Below are 18,296 nucleotides of genomic sequence, written 5' to 3' on the forward strand. Positions count from 1 at the left end.
GACCTCTTACAGCGTTTTGCGCAGGGACGGGATGACGACTCCGACCAGCCCGCGCACGATCGCCTTGAGGAAGTCGAAGCTGTCGAAATAGTCCCGCCACAGCGTGATCCGGCCGTCGTGCACCTCGAAGATCCCGCACACCCAGAATTGCAGCCGCAGCGGACCGAAGATCAGCGCGTCGGTGCGCTCGGTGAGTACCGCGTTTCCGTCTGCCGCCACCCGGTGGAACTTCACCTCGAAGCCGATCCGGCCTTGCATCTTGCGGAACATCTTGCCCACTGTGCGTCCGCCGCGGATCTTTGAGTAGCCGACGTTCTCGTAGAGCAGGTCGTCGGCCAGGGCGGCCTCCGCAGTGTCGAAATCCTCATCCTGCAGTGCGTACAGAAATCCCTCCACTGTGCGGATGTTGTCGTCTGTCCGGGTCTTGTCGTCCGTCTGAGTCAGCTCAGTCATGGTTGCCAGCCTAGGCGAGTGCCGCTGTGGCAGGGTAGGGCCGATGCGCGTCGCCGTGGTCGCCGGGCCGGACCCCGGACACTCGTTTCCCGCGATCGCGCTGTGCCAACGCTTCCTGGCCGCCGGTGACACACCCACGTTGTTCACCGGGGTGGAATGGCTGGAAGCGGCCCGCAACGTCGGCGTCGACGCTGTCGAGTTGGACGGGTTGACGGCCACCGACGAGGATGTCGACGCCGGAGCCAGAATTCATCGCCGAGCTGCGCGGATGGCGGTGCTGATCGCGCCGACGTTGCGTCATCTGGGGCCGGATCTGGTGGTTTCCGACGTCATCACCTCCGGAGGCGGGCTGGCCGCCGAACTGCTCGGGATTCCCTGGGTCGAGCTGTGTCCGCATCCGCTGTACCTGCCGTCCAGAGGACTGCCGCCGATCGGCAGCGGACTGGCGCCTGGGGTGGGGCTGCGCGGCCGCCTGCGCGACACAGTAATGCGGCAGCTGACGGCCCGTTCCGTGCGGGCGGGTCTGCGTCAACGCGCCGCGGTTCGGGTCGACATCGGGTTGCCGGCGCGCGATCCCGGCCCGGTGCGGCGGCTCATCGCCACGCTGCCCGCCCTGGAAGTACCGCGCCCGGACTGGCCGGCCGAGGCCGTCGTAGTGGGGCCGTTGCACTTCGAGCCGACCGACCAGGTGCTAGACGTCCCGCCGGGGCCGGGACCGGTGGTGATGATCGCGCCGTCGACCGCGGCCACCGGCACCGTCGGGCTGGCGGAGCTGGCGCTGGAATGCCTGAAACCGGGGGAGACGCTGCCGTCCGGTGCCCGGCTGGCGGTGTCGCGGCTCGGCGGCGACGAGCTGACGGTGCCACCGTGGGCGGTGGTGGGGTTGGGGCGCCAGGACGAACTGCTGACGCATGCCGATGTGGTGATCGGCGGCGGTGGTCACGGATTGGTGGCCAAGACGCTGCTGGCCGGGGTGCCGCTGGTGGTGGTGCCGGGCGGTGGCGATCAGTGGGAGATGGCCAATCGGGTGGTGCGCCAGGGCAGTGGTGAACTGATTCGTCCCCTGACCGCCGAATCGCTGGTGGCCGCGGTGGGCAAGGTGCTGTCCTCGCCCGGGTATCGCGCGGCAGCCCAGCGGGCCGCCGGCAGCGTTGCCGGGGTGGCCGATCCGGTGCGGGTGTGCCGGGAAGCTTTGGCCGGGTGACTGGCTGGGTATTTTGGCTGCGTGCGGCTGACGGAGTTCAACGAGCGGGTGGTGCTGCGCTTCGGTGCGGCTTATGGGTCGTCGGTGCTGGCTGATCACGTGCTGAGTGGTTTCGGTGGCCGGACCGCCGCGCAGGCGATCGAGGACGGCGTCGAGCCGCGCGACGTGTGGCGGGCGTTATGCGCCGACTTCGACGTGCCCCGCGACCAGTGGTGATCGTCTCGCCCTTGGCGTCGAGGCTGTGGTGGCGTCGAGCCTGTACTGGTGGCGTCGGCCTGTACTGAGGACGCCGGTTGGCCGAAAATCCCGCCGCCAGTACAGGCTCGTTGCGCTGCGCACCGCAGTCCCGATGGACTAGATGCCGCAGTCGCCGCACTTCCCGCCGCCGGGCAGGCGGTAGTAGAGGCAACAGCTGTTGCGCCGGAAGCCCAGGTTGTCGCTGATCTGGCCTGCTCCGACCAGTGCGCCAGTGTCCAACAGCTCACCAGTGGTACGCGCGATCGTGTCGCGCAGGTCTGGCCGCGCCGCGAGCAGCATGCGGGCGGTGCCGGTGAGCGCGGATGCGATGTTGCCGTAGAGCAGGCCGGGCGCCAGGTTGATGTCCAGTCCGGCCGCGAACCGCTCCATGTGGTCCTGCACGACGACGCGATACAGGAGTTCCGGGGACGGCGCGACGGGTTCGCCGGCGGGGGCGGGCAGCCGTAACTGTGCGCCGTCGTCGGCTCGCTGCAGGCCGCTCAGGTCGGGCAGGACGCCGTGGGCGAGTACGCAGGCCAGCACCGGGGACCACAGCCGGGCGGCGTGGCCGAGCTGCACCAGGGAAGCACCGATGCGCGGCTCGGAGCTGGCCAGGCGGGCGTTGGTGGCGTCGATCAGGTCGGCGAAGCCGTCGGCATAGGACGCGGTCACCGGATGCCATCCCGCCGGGTCGCCGCCCACTGTGACTGCGAAAAAACCGCCATACGCGGAGATGTCGACGAGCGGTGCGGAGATGTCCATGTGTCTTTGCGGGTGTCTTTCCGGCGATATTGCCATACACCGCGTGTCGAACTTGAGTCGAACAGGTGTTCGGCTACTGTGGGTGACATTCGGTGATCTCGACTTGTCGGTGGCCTTCTCTAGTGTCACAGCCAACCGACCGATCCCGGTCACCGAACACCGACTACAGGAGAGGCACCATGGCACAAGCCCCTGACCGCGAGAAGGCTCTCGAACTGGCGATGGCCCAGATCGAGAAGAGTTACGGCAAAGGCTCGGTGATGCGCCTCGGTGACGAGGTGCGCCAGCCGATATCGGTGATTCCCACCGGATCCATCGCGCTGGACGTCGCACTGGGCATCGGCGGGTTGCCGCGTGGCCGGGTCATCGAGATCTATGGCCCGGAATCCTCGGGTAAGACCACTGTGGCGCTGCACGCGGTGGCCAACGCCCAGGCCGCCGGGGGTGTCGCGGCGTTCATCGACGCCGAACACGCGCTGGATCCGGATTACGCCAAGAAACTCGGCGTCGACACCGATTCCCTGCTGGTCAGCCAGCCGGACACCGGTGAGCAGGCCCTCGAGATCGCCGACATGCTGATCCGTTCGGGCGCGTTGGACATCGTGGTCATCGACTCGGTGGCGGCCCTGGTGCCACGCGCCGAGCTCGAGGGCGAGATGGGCGACAGTCACGTCGGACTGCAGGCCCGGCTGATGAGCCAAGCGCTGCGGAAAATGACTGGCGCACTGAATAATTCGGGCACTACCGCGATCTTCATCAACCAGTTGCGGGAAAAGATCGGAGTGATGTTCGGCAGTCCAGAGACCACCACCGGCGGTAAGGCGCTGAAGTTCTACGCGTCGGTGCGGATGGACGTGCGTCGGATCGAGACGCTCAAAGACGGGACCAACGCGGTCGGCAACCGCACCCGGGTCAAGGTCGTCAAGAACAAGGTGTCGCCGCCGTTCAAGCAGGCCGAGTTCGACATTCTCTACGGCCGGGGAATCAGCCGGGAAGGCTCGCTGATCGACATGGGTGTTGATCAGGGCTTCATCCGCAAGTCCGGCTCCTGGTTCACCTACGAGGGCGAACAGCTTGGCCAGGGCAAGGAAAACGCCCGCACCTTCTTGTTGGAGAACGCCGAAGTGGCCAACGAGATCGAGAAGAAGATCAAGGAAAAACTCGGCATTGGCGCAGTGGTGACTGATGACGGCGTCCTGCCCGCCCCCGTCGACTTCTGAGCGTCGCGATGAGCAGGCGCGGGCGCTGTGCCTGCGCCTGCTCACCGCACGGGCGCGCACCCGGGCCGAATTGGCCGGGAAGCTGGCCCAAAAGGGCTATCCCGACGATGTCAGCAAACGGGTTCTGGATCGGTTGGCTGCCGTCGGGCTAGTGGACGACGAGGATTTCGCCGAGCAGTGGGTGCGGTCGCGGCGGGCGAACGCGGGCAAGAGCAAGCGCGCGCTGGCTGCCGAGTTGCACACCCGAGGGGTGGACAACGAGGTGATCAGCACCGTGCTGGCCGGGATCGATGCCGGCGCTGAGCGTGCCCGAGCCGAGCAACTGGTGCGCACTCGCCTGCGCCGGGAGGAGCTGGGCGAAGACGACACCAAGGTGACGCGCAGGTTGATCGCAATCCTGGCGCGGCGCGGGTACAGCCAGGCGGTGGCGTGCGAGGTGGTGTTGGGCGAGATGGCTGCGGAACGGGAGCGGCGCCAGGTGTAGGGGTGAAGACGGCCGACACGGCACCGGTGTGCCGGCCGCCAGTACCATGGCCCAGTGACTTCGACGGTGGCTCCGGACGTGGCGGGCGACGCTGCGCCGCTGTCGGCGCGCACTTACCAGGTCCGCACCTACGGCTGCCAGATGAACGTCCACGACTCCGAACGCCTGGCGGGCCTGCTGGAGGCGGCCGGCTACCGGCGCGCAGCAGACGGGACCGATGCCGACATCGTCGTGTTCAACACCTGCGCCGTCCGGGAGAACGCCGACAACAAGCTCTACGGCAACCTCAGCCACCTCGCCCCGCGCAAGCGCAGCAACCCCGACATGCAGATCGCGGTCGGCGGCTGTCTGGCCCAGAAGGACCGCGACCTGGTGCTTCGCCGGGCACCGTGGGTCGACGTCGTCTTCGGCACCCACAACATCGGCTCGCTGCCCACGTTGCTGGAACGGGCCCGGCACAACAACGCCGCCCAGGTGGAGATCGCCGAGGCCCTGCAGGAGTTTCCGTCGTCGCTGCCCAGCGCCCGCGAATCCGCTTATGCCGCTTGGGTTTCCATCTCCGTCGGGTGCAACAACAGTTGCACGTTCTGCATCGTGCCGTCGTTGCGGGGCAAGGAAGTCGACCGCAGCCCGGCCGACATCCTGGCCGAGGTGCGGTCGCTGGTGGACACCGGCGTGCTCGAAATCACGCTGCTGGGCCAGAACGTGAATGCCTACGGCGTTTCGTTCGCCGATCCCGCACTACCCCGCAACCGCGGCGCTTTCGCCGACCTGTTGCGGGCCTGCGGCCACATCGACGGTCTGGAACGCGTCCGGTTCACCTCGCCGCACCCGGCCGAGTTCACCGACGACGTGATCGAGGCGATGGCGCAGACGCCGAACGTCTGCCCGGCGCTGCACATGCCGCTGCAGTCCGGGTCGGACCGCGTCCTGCGGGCGATGCGCCGGTCCTACCGCGCCGAGCGCTACCTGGGCATCATCGAACGCGTCCGAGCGGCCATGCCGCACGCGGCCATCACCACCGACCTGATCGTGGGTTTTCCCGGTGAGACCGAGGAGGACTTCGCGGCCACCCTCGACGTGGTGCGGCAGGCGCGCTTTGCGGCCGCGTTCACTTTTCAGTACTCCCAGCGCCCCGGCACGCCGGCCGCGGCGCTCGCCGACCAGCTGCCCAAAGCCGTGGTGCAGGAGCGGTACGAGCGGCTCGTCGAACTGCAGGAACGCATCTCTCTCAAGCACAACCGGGCGCTGGTCGGCCAGCCGGTCGAGTTGCTGGTCGCCACCGGTGAGGGGCGCAAGGACGCCAGCACTGCGCGCATGAGTGGCCGCGCCCGCGACGGGCGACTGGTGCATTTCGCCGCCGGTGACGCGCGGATCCGTCCCGGCGACATCATCACCGTGCAACTCACCGACGCCGCACCGCATCACCTCATCGCCGACGCCGGCATCTTGACCCACCGCCGTACCCGGGCCGGCGACGCGCACGCCGCCGGCCAGGGCCGTCGCGGCGTCGGTCTGGGGATGCCCGCCGTCGGGCAGCCCGCCGCCGCAACCCAGCCAATCGGGTGCGGCGGATAGGCTCGGAAGGCATGAGCAGAAAAGCGGACGGCGCGGATTTCGACGCCTACCGGTCCGAGATCGAGGCGGCTGAACGGCGCGTCGCCCGTGAAATCGACCCCGGCGCGCGAGCTTTGGCCGTGGCGATCCTGGTTTTCGTGCTGTTGGGGTCGTTCGTGCTGCCGCACACCGGCAGCGTGCGCGGCTGGGACATGCTGTTCAACACCCACGACGCACCGGGGGCCGCCGTGGCGCTGCCGTTGCGGGTTTTCGTCTGGTTGACGCTGGTGTTCGGCGTCGGGTTCTCCATGCTGGCGTTGCTGACCCGGCGCTGGGCGGTGGCGTGGGTGGCGCTGGCCGGATCTGCACTGGCCAGCGGCACCGGATTGCTGGCCGTCTGGTCGCGGCAGACCGTGCCGGCCGGCCACCCCGGTCCGGGCGTCGGGTTGTTCGTCTCGTGGCTGACGGTGATCGTGCTGACGTTCCACTGGGCCCGGGTGGTGTGGCAGCGCACCGTGGTGCAGTTGGCCGCCGAGGAAGAACGTCGCCGCGTTGTGGCCCAACATCAATCCAAGACTCTGCTGGACGGCCTGCAGCCCGACGAGCCACCGGCCGACCCCGGCGACCGCTAGGACCGCCGGGTCAGCGCCTTCGCAGCCGCGTCCGCCCACTGCCGCCATTGTTCGGCGTTCGCTTTGGCTTCCTCGGCTTCCTTGGTCTTTCCGGCCGCCGCAGCCTTGGCGGCCTGCTGTTCGTACTGCTCGGCGCGCGACCGGAACTGCTCGGCGCGCGCCTGAGCCTGCGGATCGGCGCGATTGGACTCACCGGCGTCGCGAACCTTCTTCTCCACCGCGCGCAGCCGTCGCTCCAAATCGGCGGACCGCTCCCGGGGCACCTTGCCGATCGCGTCCCACTTGTCTCCGATCGTGCGCAGCGCGGCCCGGGCGGCGTCCTGGTTGCTCGGGTCGATCTTCTCGGCTTCAGCCAGCAGCGCCTCTTTGGCCGCGGCGTTGGCGCGGAACTCCGCGTCCTTTTCCGCGGTGGCGGCATTGCGCGCCGTGAAGAACGAGTCCTGCGCGGCCTTGAAGCGGCGCCACAGGGCGTCGTCGACATCTTTGCTGGCCCGGCCGGCCGTCTTCCATTCGGTCAGCAGCTTGCGGAACTCCGCGCTGGTGGTGCCCCAGTCCGTCGAATCCGACAACGCCTCGGCGCGTTCGCACAGCCGCTCCTTGGCCTGGCGCACCCCCGAACGCTCCCGGTCCAGTTCGGCGAAATGGGACCCGCGCCGCCGGTTGAACGTCTCGCGGGCCGCGGAGTAGCGCTTCCACAGCGCGTCGTCGACCTTGCGGTCGAGTCCGCTGATGGTCTTCCACTCGTCGAGGATGGCCCGCAGCCGGTCGCCGGCCACCTTCCAATGCGTGGAGTTCGCAGCCAGATCCTCGGCCTCGGCGGCCAGCGCCTCCTTGCGGGCGGTCTGCGCGGCCCGGTGCTCCTCGCGTCGGGAACGGTGCGCGGTGACATAGACGTCGATACGGGCCTGGATGTCGGACAACCGGCGTTCCAGCGCGTCGATGTCGCCCAGCACCGCCGCGGTCGGCAAGGTCGCGGCCAGCGCCGCGGCGTTGGCGTTGATCTTGCGCGGATCTCCCGTGCCCGACACCAACCGCTCTTCCATCAGGGTGACTTCGGTGCTGAGGTCGTCGAACCGCCGGCCGAAGTGGGCAAACGCCGCCTCGCGGTCGCCGGCCTGCCAGGATCCCACGACGCGCTCACCGGAGCCGGTGACCAGCCACACGGTGCCGTCGTCGTCGACGCGGCCGAATTTGTGCGGGTCACTGTGCGGGGCCTTGACCAGGTGAGCCGCCGCCGGGCGGGGCCCGGGGCCGGGTACGCCGGGACGGGGGCCCGGTCCGGGGCGAGGCCCCGGACGAGGTGCGGGCACCGGCTTCGCGGTCGGATTGATCGACTCCGCGGAGTCATTGCTACCGGGCTGGTCACCCGTCATTGTGCTCGTCACCTGTCCTTCTCCGATCGCGCGGTCGACTTCCCGCGCAGCGGCCGCGCGCAGCGGCACCTCGACGGTCGGCAGTTCTGGTGCGGTGCCGACCGGTTTCCCACAAGTATTGAAGCAGTTCGGCGAGCGGTGTGCCGCCACCTTCGGCTATCGCTGCTTTTCAGCGCCGCCGCCCGGGTAACGAATCGGTTCCCGTTCGATTGCGCCGGATAGGCCCTATCCGCAGGCGGGTACCGTGACTTTGGGCATTGCGACAACACGCAGGGCAGGTGTTTTTCACAGCTTCTGCATAGCCGGCCCTGGGTGGCGCTCAGCTTGATGAGCGAGGCTTTGGGGTCGCACCAGCGGGTATCGAAGGCGTCGCGAACGTGCTGGATCACTGTTCACAGCGCCTTGCAGAGCCATAGAGTGTTCGGTTAACTGCCAGCGACAATCAGGTGTACGTGCACCTGACGGGGGGAAACTGGCGGCGGAGTTCGGGAATTGAGGGTCGCCCATGTCAATGGTTGGGATCGCCGGGATCATCGCTTTGTTCGCGGCGCTGGCATCGGCAACCGGTGATGTGATCCGGCAGCGCTCGGCTCACGAGATCACCGACAAGGAGGTCGGCCACCTCCAGCTGTTCGGCATGTCCTTGCGCGACGCCCGGTGGTGGACGGGCGGTCTGTGCGCGATCCTGAACTACAGCCTGCAGGCTGTGGCGTTGATCTGGGCATCGGTCATGCTGGTGACCACGCTTCAGGTGACGGCTCTGCTGTTCGCGTTGCCCATCTATTCGCGCCTCACCCATCACAAGATCACCCGATCGGAATGGATGTGGGCCGTCACCCTCGCCGCGGCCCTCGCCGTGGTGATCAAGGTCGGCGACCCGTTGGCCGGCCACGACCGCGCGCCCCTGCTGACCTGGATCATCGTCGCCGCGGTGATGGGCCCCCTGCTGGTGTCGTGTCTGGTGGCGGCCAGGATCTGGCACGGACGTCCGCAGGCTGCGGTGTTGCTGGCGGTCGTGGCAGGCTCGTCGCTGGCGTTGTTCGCGGTGCTGACCAAGGGCGTGGTGGAAGTCGTGCACAAAGACGGACTCGGCGGCGCGGTCACCTCGCCGGAGTTCATTCCCTGGTTGGTCACGATGTTGTGCGGGATGATCTTCCAGCAGTCCGCGTTCCGGGCCGGTGCGTTGACCGCCTCTTTGCCGACGATGACAGTCGCTAAACCCGTGGTGGCTGCGACACTGGGCACCCTGGTGCTCGGCGAGACGATCTCGGCCAACGGCCCGGAGGCATTCGTGCTGATCGCGGCGGTCGCGATGGTGATCGTCGCGACCGTGGCGCTGGCCCGCGGCGAAGCTGCGCAGATCGTCGCCGACGCCGGCGGCGACGCCCCGCACGTCGACGAATCAACCCCGCCTCCGACGGGCACCGTCAGCGCGGCCGACGGCTCGGCGCTGGGGTCGACCTCCGGGTAGACCGGTCGGGGCCGCCTGGAGAAGTTAGTTTTAGGGCGTGCTGAGCGCAATCGCGATTGTTCCGTCCGCGCCGGTGCTGGTCCCCGAACTGGCCGGCGCGGCCGCCGCAGAAATCGCCGACCTGAGCGCTGCGGTGAGCGCGGCCGCGGCAGTCCTGCCCGATAGCTGGGTCGCCCTGGGCATCGGCAGCGCCGACGCGGTGCTGGGTCCGGAATGCACCGGCAGCTTCGCAGGATTCGGGGTCGACGTGCGGGCTCAGTTGGGGCCGGACGGCACGATGCCGGTGACGATGCCGCTGTGCGGGCTGATCGCGGCCTGGCTTCGCGGCCAAGTCCGGCCCGACGGCAGCGCCTCGGTCTGGGTGTGCGCGGCGGGCCAGGACTCCGGCGCCGCGGTGGCCCGCGGCCGCCGGCTGCGTGCTGAGATCGACCGCGCGACCGAACCGACCGGCGTGCTGCTGGTCGCCGACGGCGTCAACACCCTGACGCCGCGCGCGCCCGGCGGGTACGACCCCGCCAGCACCGACATGCAGCTGGCCCTCGACGACGCACTGGCCGGCGGCGACGTCGGCGCCCTGACCCGGCTGCCGGATCAGGTCTTGGGCCGGGCGGCGTTCGCGACATTGGCCGGCCTGATGCTCACCGCACCGCGGACGGTCAAGGAGCTCTACCGGGGGGCACCCTACGGGGTGGGCTATTTCGCCGGTGTCTGGCAGCCGTGAGACCGCTGGCCATCATCGGACCGACCGGCACCGGCAAATCGCAACTGGCACTCGACGTCGTCGAACGGCTCGGCGGTCCGGCCGAGATCGTCAACGCCGACGCGATGCAGCTTTACCGCGGCATGGATATCGGGACCGCCAAGCTGCCCGTCGCGCAGCGCCGCGGTATCCCGCACCACCAGCTCGACGTCCTCGACGTCACCGAGACAGCGACTGTGGCGAACTATCAGCAGGCCGCGGCCATCGACGTCGAGGCGATCCGGCGCCGGTCAGCGGTGCCGGTGGTGGTCGGCGGGTCGATGCTCTATCTCCAGTCGTTGCTCGACGACTGGTCTTTTCCCGCAACCGATCCCGTGGTGCGCGCCCGATGGGAGCAAAGGCTCGTCGAACTCGGGGTCGGCGGCTTGCACGCCGAACTGGCGCAGCGTGATCCGGCCGCTGCCGCGACAATTCTGCCCACCGACGGCCGGCGCATCGTGCGTGCGTTGGAAGTCGTCGAGCTCACCGGCCAGCCGTTCGCCGCGTCCGCGCCGCGCATCGGTGCCCCCCGCTGGGGCACGGTGATCATCGGATTAGATTGTGAGACAACGATTCTCGATCAGCGACTGGCGAAGCGCACCGAGGCGATGTTTACCGACGGGCTGGTCGAAGAAGTGCGCGGGCTGCTGGATCGCGGCCTGCGCGACGGTGTCACCGCGTCCCGTGCGCTGGGGTATGCCCAAGTGCTTGCGGCGCTGGATGCCGGCGGGACGCCCGCGTTGCTCGACGACGCCCGCGAGCAGACGTTCGTCGGTACCCGCCGCTATGTACGACGACAGCGGTCCTGGTTCCGTCGCGACCACCGGGTGCAGTGGATCGACGGGACCGCCGAGGGTGCCGTCGATGAGGCGTTGCGGGCCTGGCGGCACGTAACCTGATCTGGTGCGTTTCGCCAAAGGTCACGGCACCGAGAATGACTTCGTGCTGCTGCACGACGTGCAGAGCCGAGCGGACCTGTCCGCCTTCCGGGTTGCTGCGTTGTGCGACCGGCGCCGGGGCCTGGGCGCCGACGGGGTCCTGCGGGTCACCACCGGTGGCGCCGCTGTGGCGGCCGGCGCGCTGGCACGCCTGCCCGACGGAGTGGGCGCCGACGACTGGTACATGGACTACCGCAACGCCGACGGCTCGACCGCGCAGATGTGCGGCAACGGCGTGCGGGTCTTCGCCCACTATCTGCGGGCCAGCGGGCTGGAATCGCGCGACGAGTTCGTCGTCGGGTCACTGGCCGGCCCCCGGCAGGTGAGCCTGCACAGTGTCGATGCCACCAACGCCGACATCACCGTTGACACGGGCAAGGCCAACCGGACCGGCGCGGGGGAGGCGCTCGTCGGGGAGCGACGTTTCACCGGGGTAGCTGTCGACGTCGGCAACCCGCACCTGGCCTGCGTCGACCCGCAGCTGACGCCGGCGACCCTGGCGGCGCTGGACGTGGCGGCCCCGGTCGGCTTCGACGCCGAACAATTCCCCGACGGCGTGAACGTCGAGATCCTGACCGCTCCCGCGGACGGGGTGGTCTGCATGCGGGTGCACGAACGGGGTGTCGGCGAAACCCGTTCCTGCGGAACCGGAACGGTGGCCGCGGTGGTCGCCGCGTTGGCAGCCGAGGGCCTCGACACCGGGACGTTGACGGTCCGGGTGCCCGGCGGCGACGTCGTCGTCACCCTCACCGAGGCCACCAGCTTCCTGCGGGGCCCTTCGGTACTGGTGGCCCACGGCGAGCTCGACGACGGCTGGTGGGACTCGCCGGTCTGATATTCGGGTGCGTCAGCCGCCGCGACGTGCCACCATCGAAAGCGCTTATGACATATCCAGATTCGCCCGAGACGGGCATTCCAGAACCCAGCCTCGGTGAGCTGGCGCTCGAAGACCGATCGGCGCTGCGCCGTATCGCCGGGTTGTCGACCGAACTCACCGATATCTCCGAGGTCGAGTACCGCCAGCTGCGGCTGGAACGAGTGGTGCTGGTCGGTGTGTGGACCGAGGGCAGCGCGTCGGACAACCAGGCCAGTCTGGCCGAACTGGCCGCCCTGGCCGAGACCGCCGGATCCGAGGTGCTCGAGGGTCTGATCCAGCGCCGCGACCGTCCCGACCCGTCCACCTACATCGGGTCGGGCAAAGCGCAGGAGTTGCGTGAAGTGGTGGTCGCAACCGGCGCCGACACGGTGATCTGTGACGGCGAGCTGTCGCCCGCCCAGCTCACCGCGCTGGAGAAGGCCGTCAAGGTCAAGGTCATCGACCGCACCGCGCTGATCCTGGACATCTTCGCCCAGCACGCGACCAGCCGGGAGGGCAAGGCGCAGGTGGCGCTGGCCCAGATGGAATACATGCTGCCGCGACTGCGCGGGTGGGGTGAGTCGATGTCACGGCAGGCCGGTGGCCGGGCCGGTGGCAGTGGCGGCGGCGTGGGGTTGCGTGGCCCCGGCGAGACCAAGATCGAGACCGACCGGCGGCGCATCCGTGAGCGCATGTCCAAGCTGCGCCGCGACATCAGGGCGATGAAGCAGGTCCGCGACACCCAACGCAGCCGTCGGTTGCAGGCCGACATGCCTTCGATCGCCATCGTCGGCTACACCAACGCCGGGAAATCCAGTGTGCTCAACGCCTTGACCGGCGCCGGCGTCCTGGTCCAGGACGCGCTGTTCGCCACCCTGGAACCCACCACCCGCCGCGCCGAATGGGACGACGGTCGCCCGTTCGTGCTCACCGACACGGTCGGGTTCGTCCGTCACCTGCCCACCCAGTTGGTCGAGGCGTTTCGCTCCACCTTGGAGGAGGTGGTCGACGCCGACCTGCTGGTGCACGTGGTCGACGGCTCCGATGTCAATCCGTTTGCCCAGATCAGTGCGGTGCGACAGGTCATCTCGGACGTGGTCGCGGATCATCACGGCGATGCGCCGCCAGAACTGCTGGTAGTGAACAAGATTGACGCGGCCGGCGACCTGATGCTGGCCAGGTTGCGGCACGAACTGCCCGGCGCGATGTTCGTCTCGGCCCGCACCGGCGACGGGATCGACGCTTTGCGGAGCCGGATGGCCGAACTCGCGGTGCCGACCGACACCGCGGTGGACGTGGTGATCCCCTACAGCCGCGGCGATCTGGTGGCGCGGGTGCACTCCGACGGGCGGGTGCAGCAGGCCGAGCACCAGACCGACGGCACCCGTATCCAGGCCAGGGTCCCGGTGGCGCTGGCCGCCGCCCTTGCGGAGTTCGCGGCACGCGGCTGACGACCTCCGGCACCGACCAACCACCCGGTTGGTATATGTTGGGGAAAGAGACACACATCTTTCCGACATCCGGAGGCCATACGCATGGGTAGCGCCGTCAAATACCAGCGCACGCTTTTCGAACCCGAGCACGACTTGTTCCGGGAGTCTTACCGGGCCTTCCTGGACCGCCACGTCGCTCCCTACCACGAGGAATGGGAGAAGGCCAAGATCGTCGACCGCGGCGTCTGGCTGGAGGCCGGCAAGCAGGGCTTCCTGGGTATGGCGGTGCCGGAGGAGTACGGCGGCGGTGGCAACCCCGACTACCGCTACAACACGATCGTTACCGAGGAGACCGTGGCCGGGCGCTACAGCGGTCTCGGATTCGGCCTGCACAACGACGTGGTGGCGCCCTATCTGCTGAAATTGACCAACGAAGAGCAGAAGCAGCGGTGGCTGCCCAAGTTCTGCACCGGCGAGCTGATCACCGCGATCGCGATGACCGAGCCGGGCACCGGCAGCGACCTGCAGGGCATCAAGACCCGCGCCGTCAAAGAGGGTGACCACTACATCCTGAACGGGTCGAAGACGTTCATCACCAATGGAATCAACTCCGACCTGGTGATCGTGGTCGCCCAGACCGACCCGGAGAAGGGCGCCCAGGGATTCAGCCTGCTGGTCGTCGAGCGCGGCATGGAGGGCTTCGAGCGGGGCCGCCACCTGGACAAGATCGGTCTGGACGCGCAGGACACCGCCGAACTGTCCTTCACCGACGTCAAGGTGCCGGTGGAGAATCTGCTGGGCGAAGAGGGTCTGGGTTTCATCTATCTGATGCAGAACCTGCCGCAGGAGCGGATCAACATCGCCATCATGGCCGCTGCGGCGATGGAGGCGGTGCTGGAGGACACCGTGCAGTACGCGAAGGAGCGCAAAGCATTCGGCAAGCCGATCGGCAGCTTCCAGAACACGCGGTTCCTGCTGGCCGAACTGGCCACCGAGGCCACCGTGGTGCGCATGATGGTGGACAACTTCCTGGCCCTGCACCTGGAGGAGAAGCTGACGGTCGAGCAGGCCGCGATGGCCAAGTGGTATTCCACCGAGAAGCAGGTTCACCTGATCGACCGGTGCCTGCAGCTGCACGGCGGATACGGTTACATGCGCGAATACCCGGTTGCCCGTGCGTATCTCGATGCTCGCGTGCAGACCATTTACGGTGGCACGACCGAGATCATGAAAGAGATCATCGGCCGCAGCCTCGGCGTCTGACGGTCGGCGGCCGCAGGCCGCAATTTCGATGTGGAACGTTGACCGGATCGAGCCCTGACGTAGCGTCGGTCCGTGCGAAATGCGTATCCGCTGCGCTCGGTTGAGGCGCAGGTGCCGCTCTCCCATCTCTCGCGACACGGGCGCGGCCCGGCATCATTTCGACGTCGGGTCGATAACCGTTTCCGTAATATCTACAATTTGACTTCGCATTTCTCGTTCGCTAGAGCAAAGTTATGCGAGCCCGGCAACGATGCAGGTCGTAGCTGGGGAATGGCCCACGGCGGGCGATCCGCCGGCTCGCCAGGTGGGCAGGGGCATCGGCTGGGAGGCTTGGTGGACGGGCGGAGAGGGCAATTGAGCAAGCTGGTCGGTCGGGCGCTGCTCGGCTTGGCGGCTACCGCGCTGGCTGTGACGCTGCTGGCGCCGACCGCTGCGGCGTCCCCGATCGGCGACGCCGAGGCGGCCATGATGGCCGCGTGGGAGAAAGCCGGTGGCGACACCTCGACGCTGGGCGCCCGCAAAGGCGACGTCTATCCGATCGGGGACGGCTTCGGGCTGGACTTCGACGGCGGCAAGATGTACTTCACGCCTGCCTCCGGCGCGAAGTTCATGTTCGGCCCGATCCTGGAGAAATACGAATCGCTGGGTGGTCCCGCGGGTAGTGACCTGGGTTTTCCCACCATCAATGAAGTGCCCGGCCTCGCCGGACCGGACAGCCGGGTCAGTACCTTCGCCGCCAGCGACAACCCGGTGATCTTCTGGACGCCCGACCACGGTGCGTTCGTGGTGCGCGGCGCCCTGAACGCGGCGTGGGACAAGCTGGGCAGCTCCGGCGGCGTGCTGGGCGCCCCGATCAGCGATGAGACCTACGAGGGCGAGGTGACCTCGCAGAAGTTCACCGGCGGTGAGGTGTCCTGGAACCGCAAGACCAAGGAGTTCACCACCAATCCGGCGAACCTGGCCGAACAGCTCAAGGGTCTGCAGGTGGCGATCGACCCCACTGCCGCCATCAACATGGCGTGGCGCGCCGCAGGTGGCGCTGCCGGACCGCTGGGCGCCAAGAAGGGTAGTCAGTCGCCGATCGGCGGGGACGGCATCGCCCAGGAGTTCGACGGCGGCAAGATCTTCTTCAGCCCGGCCACCGGCGCCAACGCGGTCGAGGGGCCGATCCTGCAGAAGTACGAAGCAGTCGGTGGTCCGGTGAGCAGCGACCTGGGCTTTCCGGTCGCCAACGAGGCCGACGGCGGCATCACGCCCGCCAGCCGTGTCGCTGTGTTCTCCGCAGCTGACAAGCCGGTGATCTTCTGGACGCCCGAACACGGCGCTTTCGTCGTGCGCGGAGCCATGAAAGCCGCCTGGGACAAGCTCAAGGGGGCCACCGGCAAGCTCGGCGCCCCGGTCGCTGACCAGACGGTGGACGGCGACGTGGTGTCGCAGAAGTTCACCGGCGGCAAGATCTCGTGGAACCGCGCCAAGAACACGTTCACTACCGACCCGGCCAACCTCGCGCCGCTGCTGTCCGGCCTGCAGGTGTCGGGGCAGAACACCCCGAGTAATTCGGCGTCGGCGCCCGCGGGCAAGAAGTTCACCTTCCACTGGTGGTGGCTGATCGCGGCCATTCCTTTGCTGCTGCTGGTGCTGATGACGGTGTTGGTGGTGTCGGGTTTGCGTCGGCGCCGCGCCGCAGTACCGGATGCGCCGGTGTACGACCGCGACCGGGACCTCGGTGTGGAATACGACCCCGGTGCCGATGACCGCTGGCCGCATGAGGAAATCGATTACGGTTCCGAGCGTTTCCCGCCCGTCGACCAGCATGTCGAGGCAGAGGCGGACGCAGACCCCACCGCCGGCCGGGTCAGCTGGTCCAGAGCGGGGGCCGTCCCGCAGGCCGGCTCCGAGCAGGGTGTTGACGACGACGAATACGGCCACGTCGCCGAAGAGCATTTCAATCCGGACGGGTCGGCGGAGTTCGAGGAGGAAGACCCCGACGCGGTGGGCACCACGCCCATCCCCGTCGTGTCGCGCGGCGCTCTTGGTGAACTCGCCGAGGAGGAGCCGGTCGTGCCGGAGACAGTCGCGCCGGACGATTTCGCGCCGGAGGTGTCGGTGCCGCAGACGAATGCGCCGTACCTGCCGGTCCCGGACGTGCCGGAGTTCGAGGAAGTGCCCGAACCCCTGGACGTTCAGGAGAGCCCGGAACCCCCGGAGTTCGTGGAGTACCAGGAAACGGAGCCGGCCCGGCCGTCCAGCGAGGATTATGCGGACGCGTTTTACCCGGTGACCGAGCCGGGGCGCAATGCGGACGACGAGTCACCCGATCTCGCCTCACCGCCGGATGCCGTCGCGGTTCCCGAGCTGCGAAAGGGTCGACATGCCGCAGCGGACCCGGCCGGGTATGCCGTGGAACCTGACACGCCGTTCGGGGCCGCCCCGCAGGTCCAAGCGCCGACCGCCGCGCCAGCAGGCAGCGCCGCGGTGCGCCCGACCATCCATCTGCCGCTCGACGACGACCCGTACCGGGCGCCGGACGGCTATCCCATCAAGGCCAGTGCCCGGTTCGGGCTGTACTACACGCCCACCAGCGCGCTGTACCACGACACCCTGGCCGAGATCTGGTTCGCCAACGAAGACGCCGCGCGCGCCAACGGCTTCGTCAGAGCCGATTGAGGATGCGCGCTACACCTTGCGAATCACGGTGACGACCTTGCCGAGCACGATCGCATCGTTGCCGGGAATCGGATCGAACGCGGGGTTGTGCGGCATCAGCCACACTTGACCGCCCGCTCGCTTGAACGTCTTCACAGTGGCCTCGCCGTCGATCATCGCCGCGACGATGTCGCCGTTGTCAGCGACATTCTGCTGGCGGACGACGACCCAGTCGCCGTCGCAGATGGCGGCCTCGACCATCGACTCACCCACCACCTTGAGCAGGAACAGCGTCCCTTCGCCCACCAGCTCGCGGGGCAACGGGAACACGTCTTCGACGGCTTCCTCGGCCAGGATCGGGCCGCCGGCGGCAATGCGCCCCAAGACCGGGACGAAAGTGGGTTCCGGCAGGGCGTCCGAGCCGATGACATCGGTACGGGGCACTGCCGCATCGTCGGCACCGCGCACGTCGACGGCGCGCGGGCGATTCGGGTCGCGCCGCAGATAGCCTTTGCGCTCCAGGGTGCGTAACTGGTGGGCGACCGACGAGGTGGACGTCAGACCCACCGCGTCGCCGATCTCGCGGATACTCGGCGGATAGCCCCGCGTTGTCACCGAGGTACGGATGACCTCGAGGATGGTGCGCTGCCGCTCGGTCAGCGCTACATCGGCCGCAGGTGGCCGGCCTTGTGTCGCTTTCGCACTACCCGGGCCGAAACCGGCCGCGGTGTCGTTGCTGTCGCTCATGGATCTGAATGTAACCGCACCAGGCTCAAAATTCAAACATGTGTTCGACCGGGCGTGTCATCGCCCAGGCCACAGCCGGGATCTGCGGAAATAAAGTGAATCACAAGTGTGTAACTCCGGCGTGGTTGGGGTATCTGATAGTCACCCAGCTGGTTGCACCGACAAATCCTTGTCGGTGGTGAGGTCTACCGTTTTGCTCGTGCGACACGCGTCGCTCAAATGTTCGGGTTTCGAACACGTGAGCGACTATGGTCGAACACACGAGCGATAAGTAGTCGACC

The 18,296-nt window shown here is 68.1% G+C and carries 17 protein-coding genes; 13 read left to right on the forward strand and 4 right to left on the reverse strand.

Annotated elements, in window-relative coordinates; translation table 11 throughout:
• Positions 1-6: 6 nt before the first annotated feature.
• Positions 7-453, reverse strand: a complete 447-nt coding sequence (locus AC5Y5Z_RS07905; protein WP_463826922.1) for a limonene-1,2-epoxide hydrolase family protein — start codon at positions 451-453, stop codon at positions 7-9.
• A gap of 43 nt (positions 454-496) precedes the next feature.
• Here AC5Y5Z_RS07905 and AC5Y5Z_RS07910 point away from each other — a divergent pair, with 43 nt between their 5' ends.
• Together AC5Y5Z_RS07910 and AC5Y5Z_RS07915 are read left to right on the forward strand one after the other, a co-directional pair.
• Complete coding sequence (locus AC5Y5Z_RS07910) at positions 497-1,657, forward strand: glycosyltransferase (RefSeq protein WP_499924443.1); 1,161 nt, start codon at positions 497-499, stop codon at positions 1,655-1,657.
• A 21-nt stretch (positions 1,658-1,678) separates the two neighbouring features.
• A complete protein-coding gene (locus tag AC5Y5Z_RS07915) occupies positions 1,679-1,873 on the forward strand; it encodes a DUF3046 domain-containing protein (protein ID WP_463826920.1) in 195 nt (64 codons plus the stop codon).
• A 138-nt stretch (positions 1,874-2,011) separates the two neighbouring features.
• Here the strand turns inward: AC5Y5Z_RS07915 and AC5Y5Z_RS07920 are convergent, their stop codons facing one another.
• Positions 2,012-2,656, reverse strand: a complete 645-nt coding sequence (locus AC5Y5Z_RS07920; protein ID WP_499924444.1) for a (2Fe-2S)-binding protein — start codon at positions 2,654-2,656, stop codon at positions 2,012-2,014.
• A 179-nt stretch (positions 2,657-2,835) separates the two neighbouring features.
• Between AC5Y5Z_RS07920 and recA the strand changes: the two genes are divergently transcribed.
• Genes recA through AC5Y5Z_RS07940 form a run of 4 tightly spaced genes read left to right on the forward strand, consistent with a single transcriptional unit; the run spans position 2,836 to position 6,549 of the window.
• Positions 2,836-3,876 carry a recombinase RecA gene (gene recA / locus AC5Y5Z_RS07925; protein ID WP_463826918.1) on the forward strand — a complete coding sequence of 347 codons (1,041 nt, stop codon included), beginning with the start codon at positions 2,836-2,838 and terminating at the stop codon, positions 3,874-3,876.
• Complete coding sequence (gene recX, locus AC5Y5Z_RS07930; protein WP_499924445.1) at positions 3,842-4,360, forward strand: recombination regulator RecX; 519 nt, start codon at positions 3,842-3,844, stop codon at positions 4,358-4,360. Before recA ends, recX begins: the two co-directional genes overlap by 35 nt.
• A 54-nt stretch (positions 4,361-4,414) precedes the next feature.
• Complete coding sequence (gene miaB / locus AC5Y5Z_RS07935) at positions 4,415-5,938, forward strand: tRNA (N6-isopentenyl adenosine(37)-C2)-methylthiotransferase MiaB (RefSeq protein WP_499924447.1); 1,524 nt, start codon at positions 4,415-4,417, stop codon at positions 5,936-5,938.
• Between the two features lie 11 nt (positions 5,939-5,949).
• On the forward strand, positions 5,950-6,549 hold the full coding sequence (locus tag AC5Y5Z_RS07940; protein ID WP_463826915.1) for an Rv2732c family membrane protein: 600 nt from the start codon (positions 5,950-5,952) through the stop codon (positions 6,547-6,549).
• Here the strand turns inward: AC5Y5Z_RS07940 and AC5Y5Z_RS07945 are convergent.
• Complete coding sequence (locus AC5Y5Z_RS07945; protein WP_499924596.1) at positions 6,546-7,922, reverse strand: DUF349 domain-containing protein; 1,377 nt, start codon at positions 7,920-7,922, stop codon at positions 6,546-6,548. The genes AC5Y5Z_RS07940 and AC5Y5Z_RS07945 overlap by 4 nt on opposite strands.
• A gap of 505 nt (positions 7,923-8,427) precedes the next feature.
• Here AC5Y5Z_RS07945 and AC5Y5Z_RS07950 point away from each other — a divergent pair.
• The 7 genes from AC5Y5Z_RS07950 (at position 8,428) to AC5Y5Z_RS07980 (ending at position 17,289) form a co-directional block, all read left to right on the forward strand.
• Complete coding sequence (locus AC5Y5Z_RS07950; RefSeq protein WP_499924448.1) at positions 8,428-9,393, forward strand: DMT family transporter; 966 nt, start codon at positions 8,428-8,430, stop codon at positions 9,391-9,393.
• Positions 9,394-9,430: 37 nt separating this feature from the next.
• The gene (locus tag AC5Y5Z_RS07955) at positions 9,431-10,114 is read left to right on the forward strand and encodes a class III extradiol ring-cleavage dioxygenase family protein (RefSeq protein WP_499924449.1); all 684 of its coding nucleotides are present in this window, start codon (positions 9,431-9,433) and stop codon (positions 10,112-10,114) included.
• Complete coding sequence (gene miaA / locus AC5Y5Z_RS07960; RefSeq protein WP_463826912.1) at positions 10,111-11,031, forward strand: tRNA (adenosine(37)-N6)-dimethylallyltransferase MiaA; 921 nt, start codon at positions 10,111-10,113, stop codon at positions 11,029-11,031. The genes AC5Y5Z_RS07955 and miaA overlap by 4 nt, the downstream gene beginning before the upstream one ends.
• A gap of 4 nt (positions 11,032-11,035) precedes the next feature.
• A complete protein-coding gene (gene dapF, locus AC5Y5Z_RS07965; RefSeq protein ID WP_499924451.1) occupies positions 11,036-11,905 on the forward strand; it encodes a diaminopimelate epimerase in 870 nt (289 codons plus the stop codon).
• 47 nt (positions 11,906-11,952) lie between these two features.
• A complete protein-coding gene (gene hflX, locus AC5Y5Z_RS07970) occupies positions 11,953-13,377 on the forward strand; it encodes a GTPase HflX (protein WP_499924452.1) in 1,425 nt (474 codons plus the stop codon).
• An 84-nt stretch (positions 13,378-13,461) separates the two neighbouring features.
• Positions 13,462-14,622, forward strand: a complete 1,161-nt coding sequence (locus AC5Y5Z_RS07975) for an acyl-CoA dehydrogenase family protein (RefSeq protein WP_463826909.1) — start codon at positions 13,462-13,464, stop codon at positions 14,620-14,622.
• 333 nt (positions 14,623-14,955) lie between these two features.
• Positions 14,956-17,289 carry an LGFP repeat-containing protein gene (locus AC5Y5Z_RS07980; RefSeq protein WP_499924453.1) on the forward strand — a complete coding sequence of 778 codons (2,334 nt, stop codon included), beginning with the start codon at positions 14,956-14,958 and terminating at the stop codon, positions 17,287-17,289.
• Positions 17,290-17,298: 9 nt separating this feature from the next.
• Here AC5Y5Z_RS07980 and lexA read toward each other — a convergent pair whose 3' ends face one another.
• Positions 17,299-18,015, reverse strand: a complete 717-nt coding sequence (gene lexA, locus AC5Y5Z_RS07985; RefSeq protein ID WP_499924455.1) for a transcriptional repressor LexA — start codon at positions 18,013-18,015, stop codon at positions 17,299-17,301.
• Between the last annotated feature and the right edge of the window lie 281 nt (positions 18,016-18,296).

This window comes from Mycobacterium sp. NGS29 (assembly GCF_059812965.1).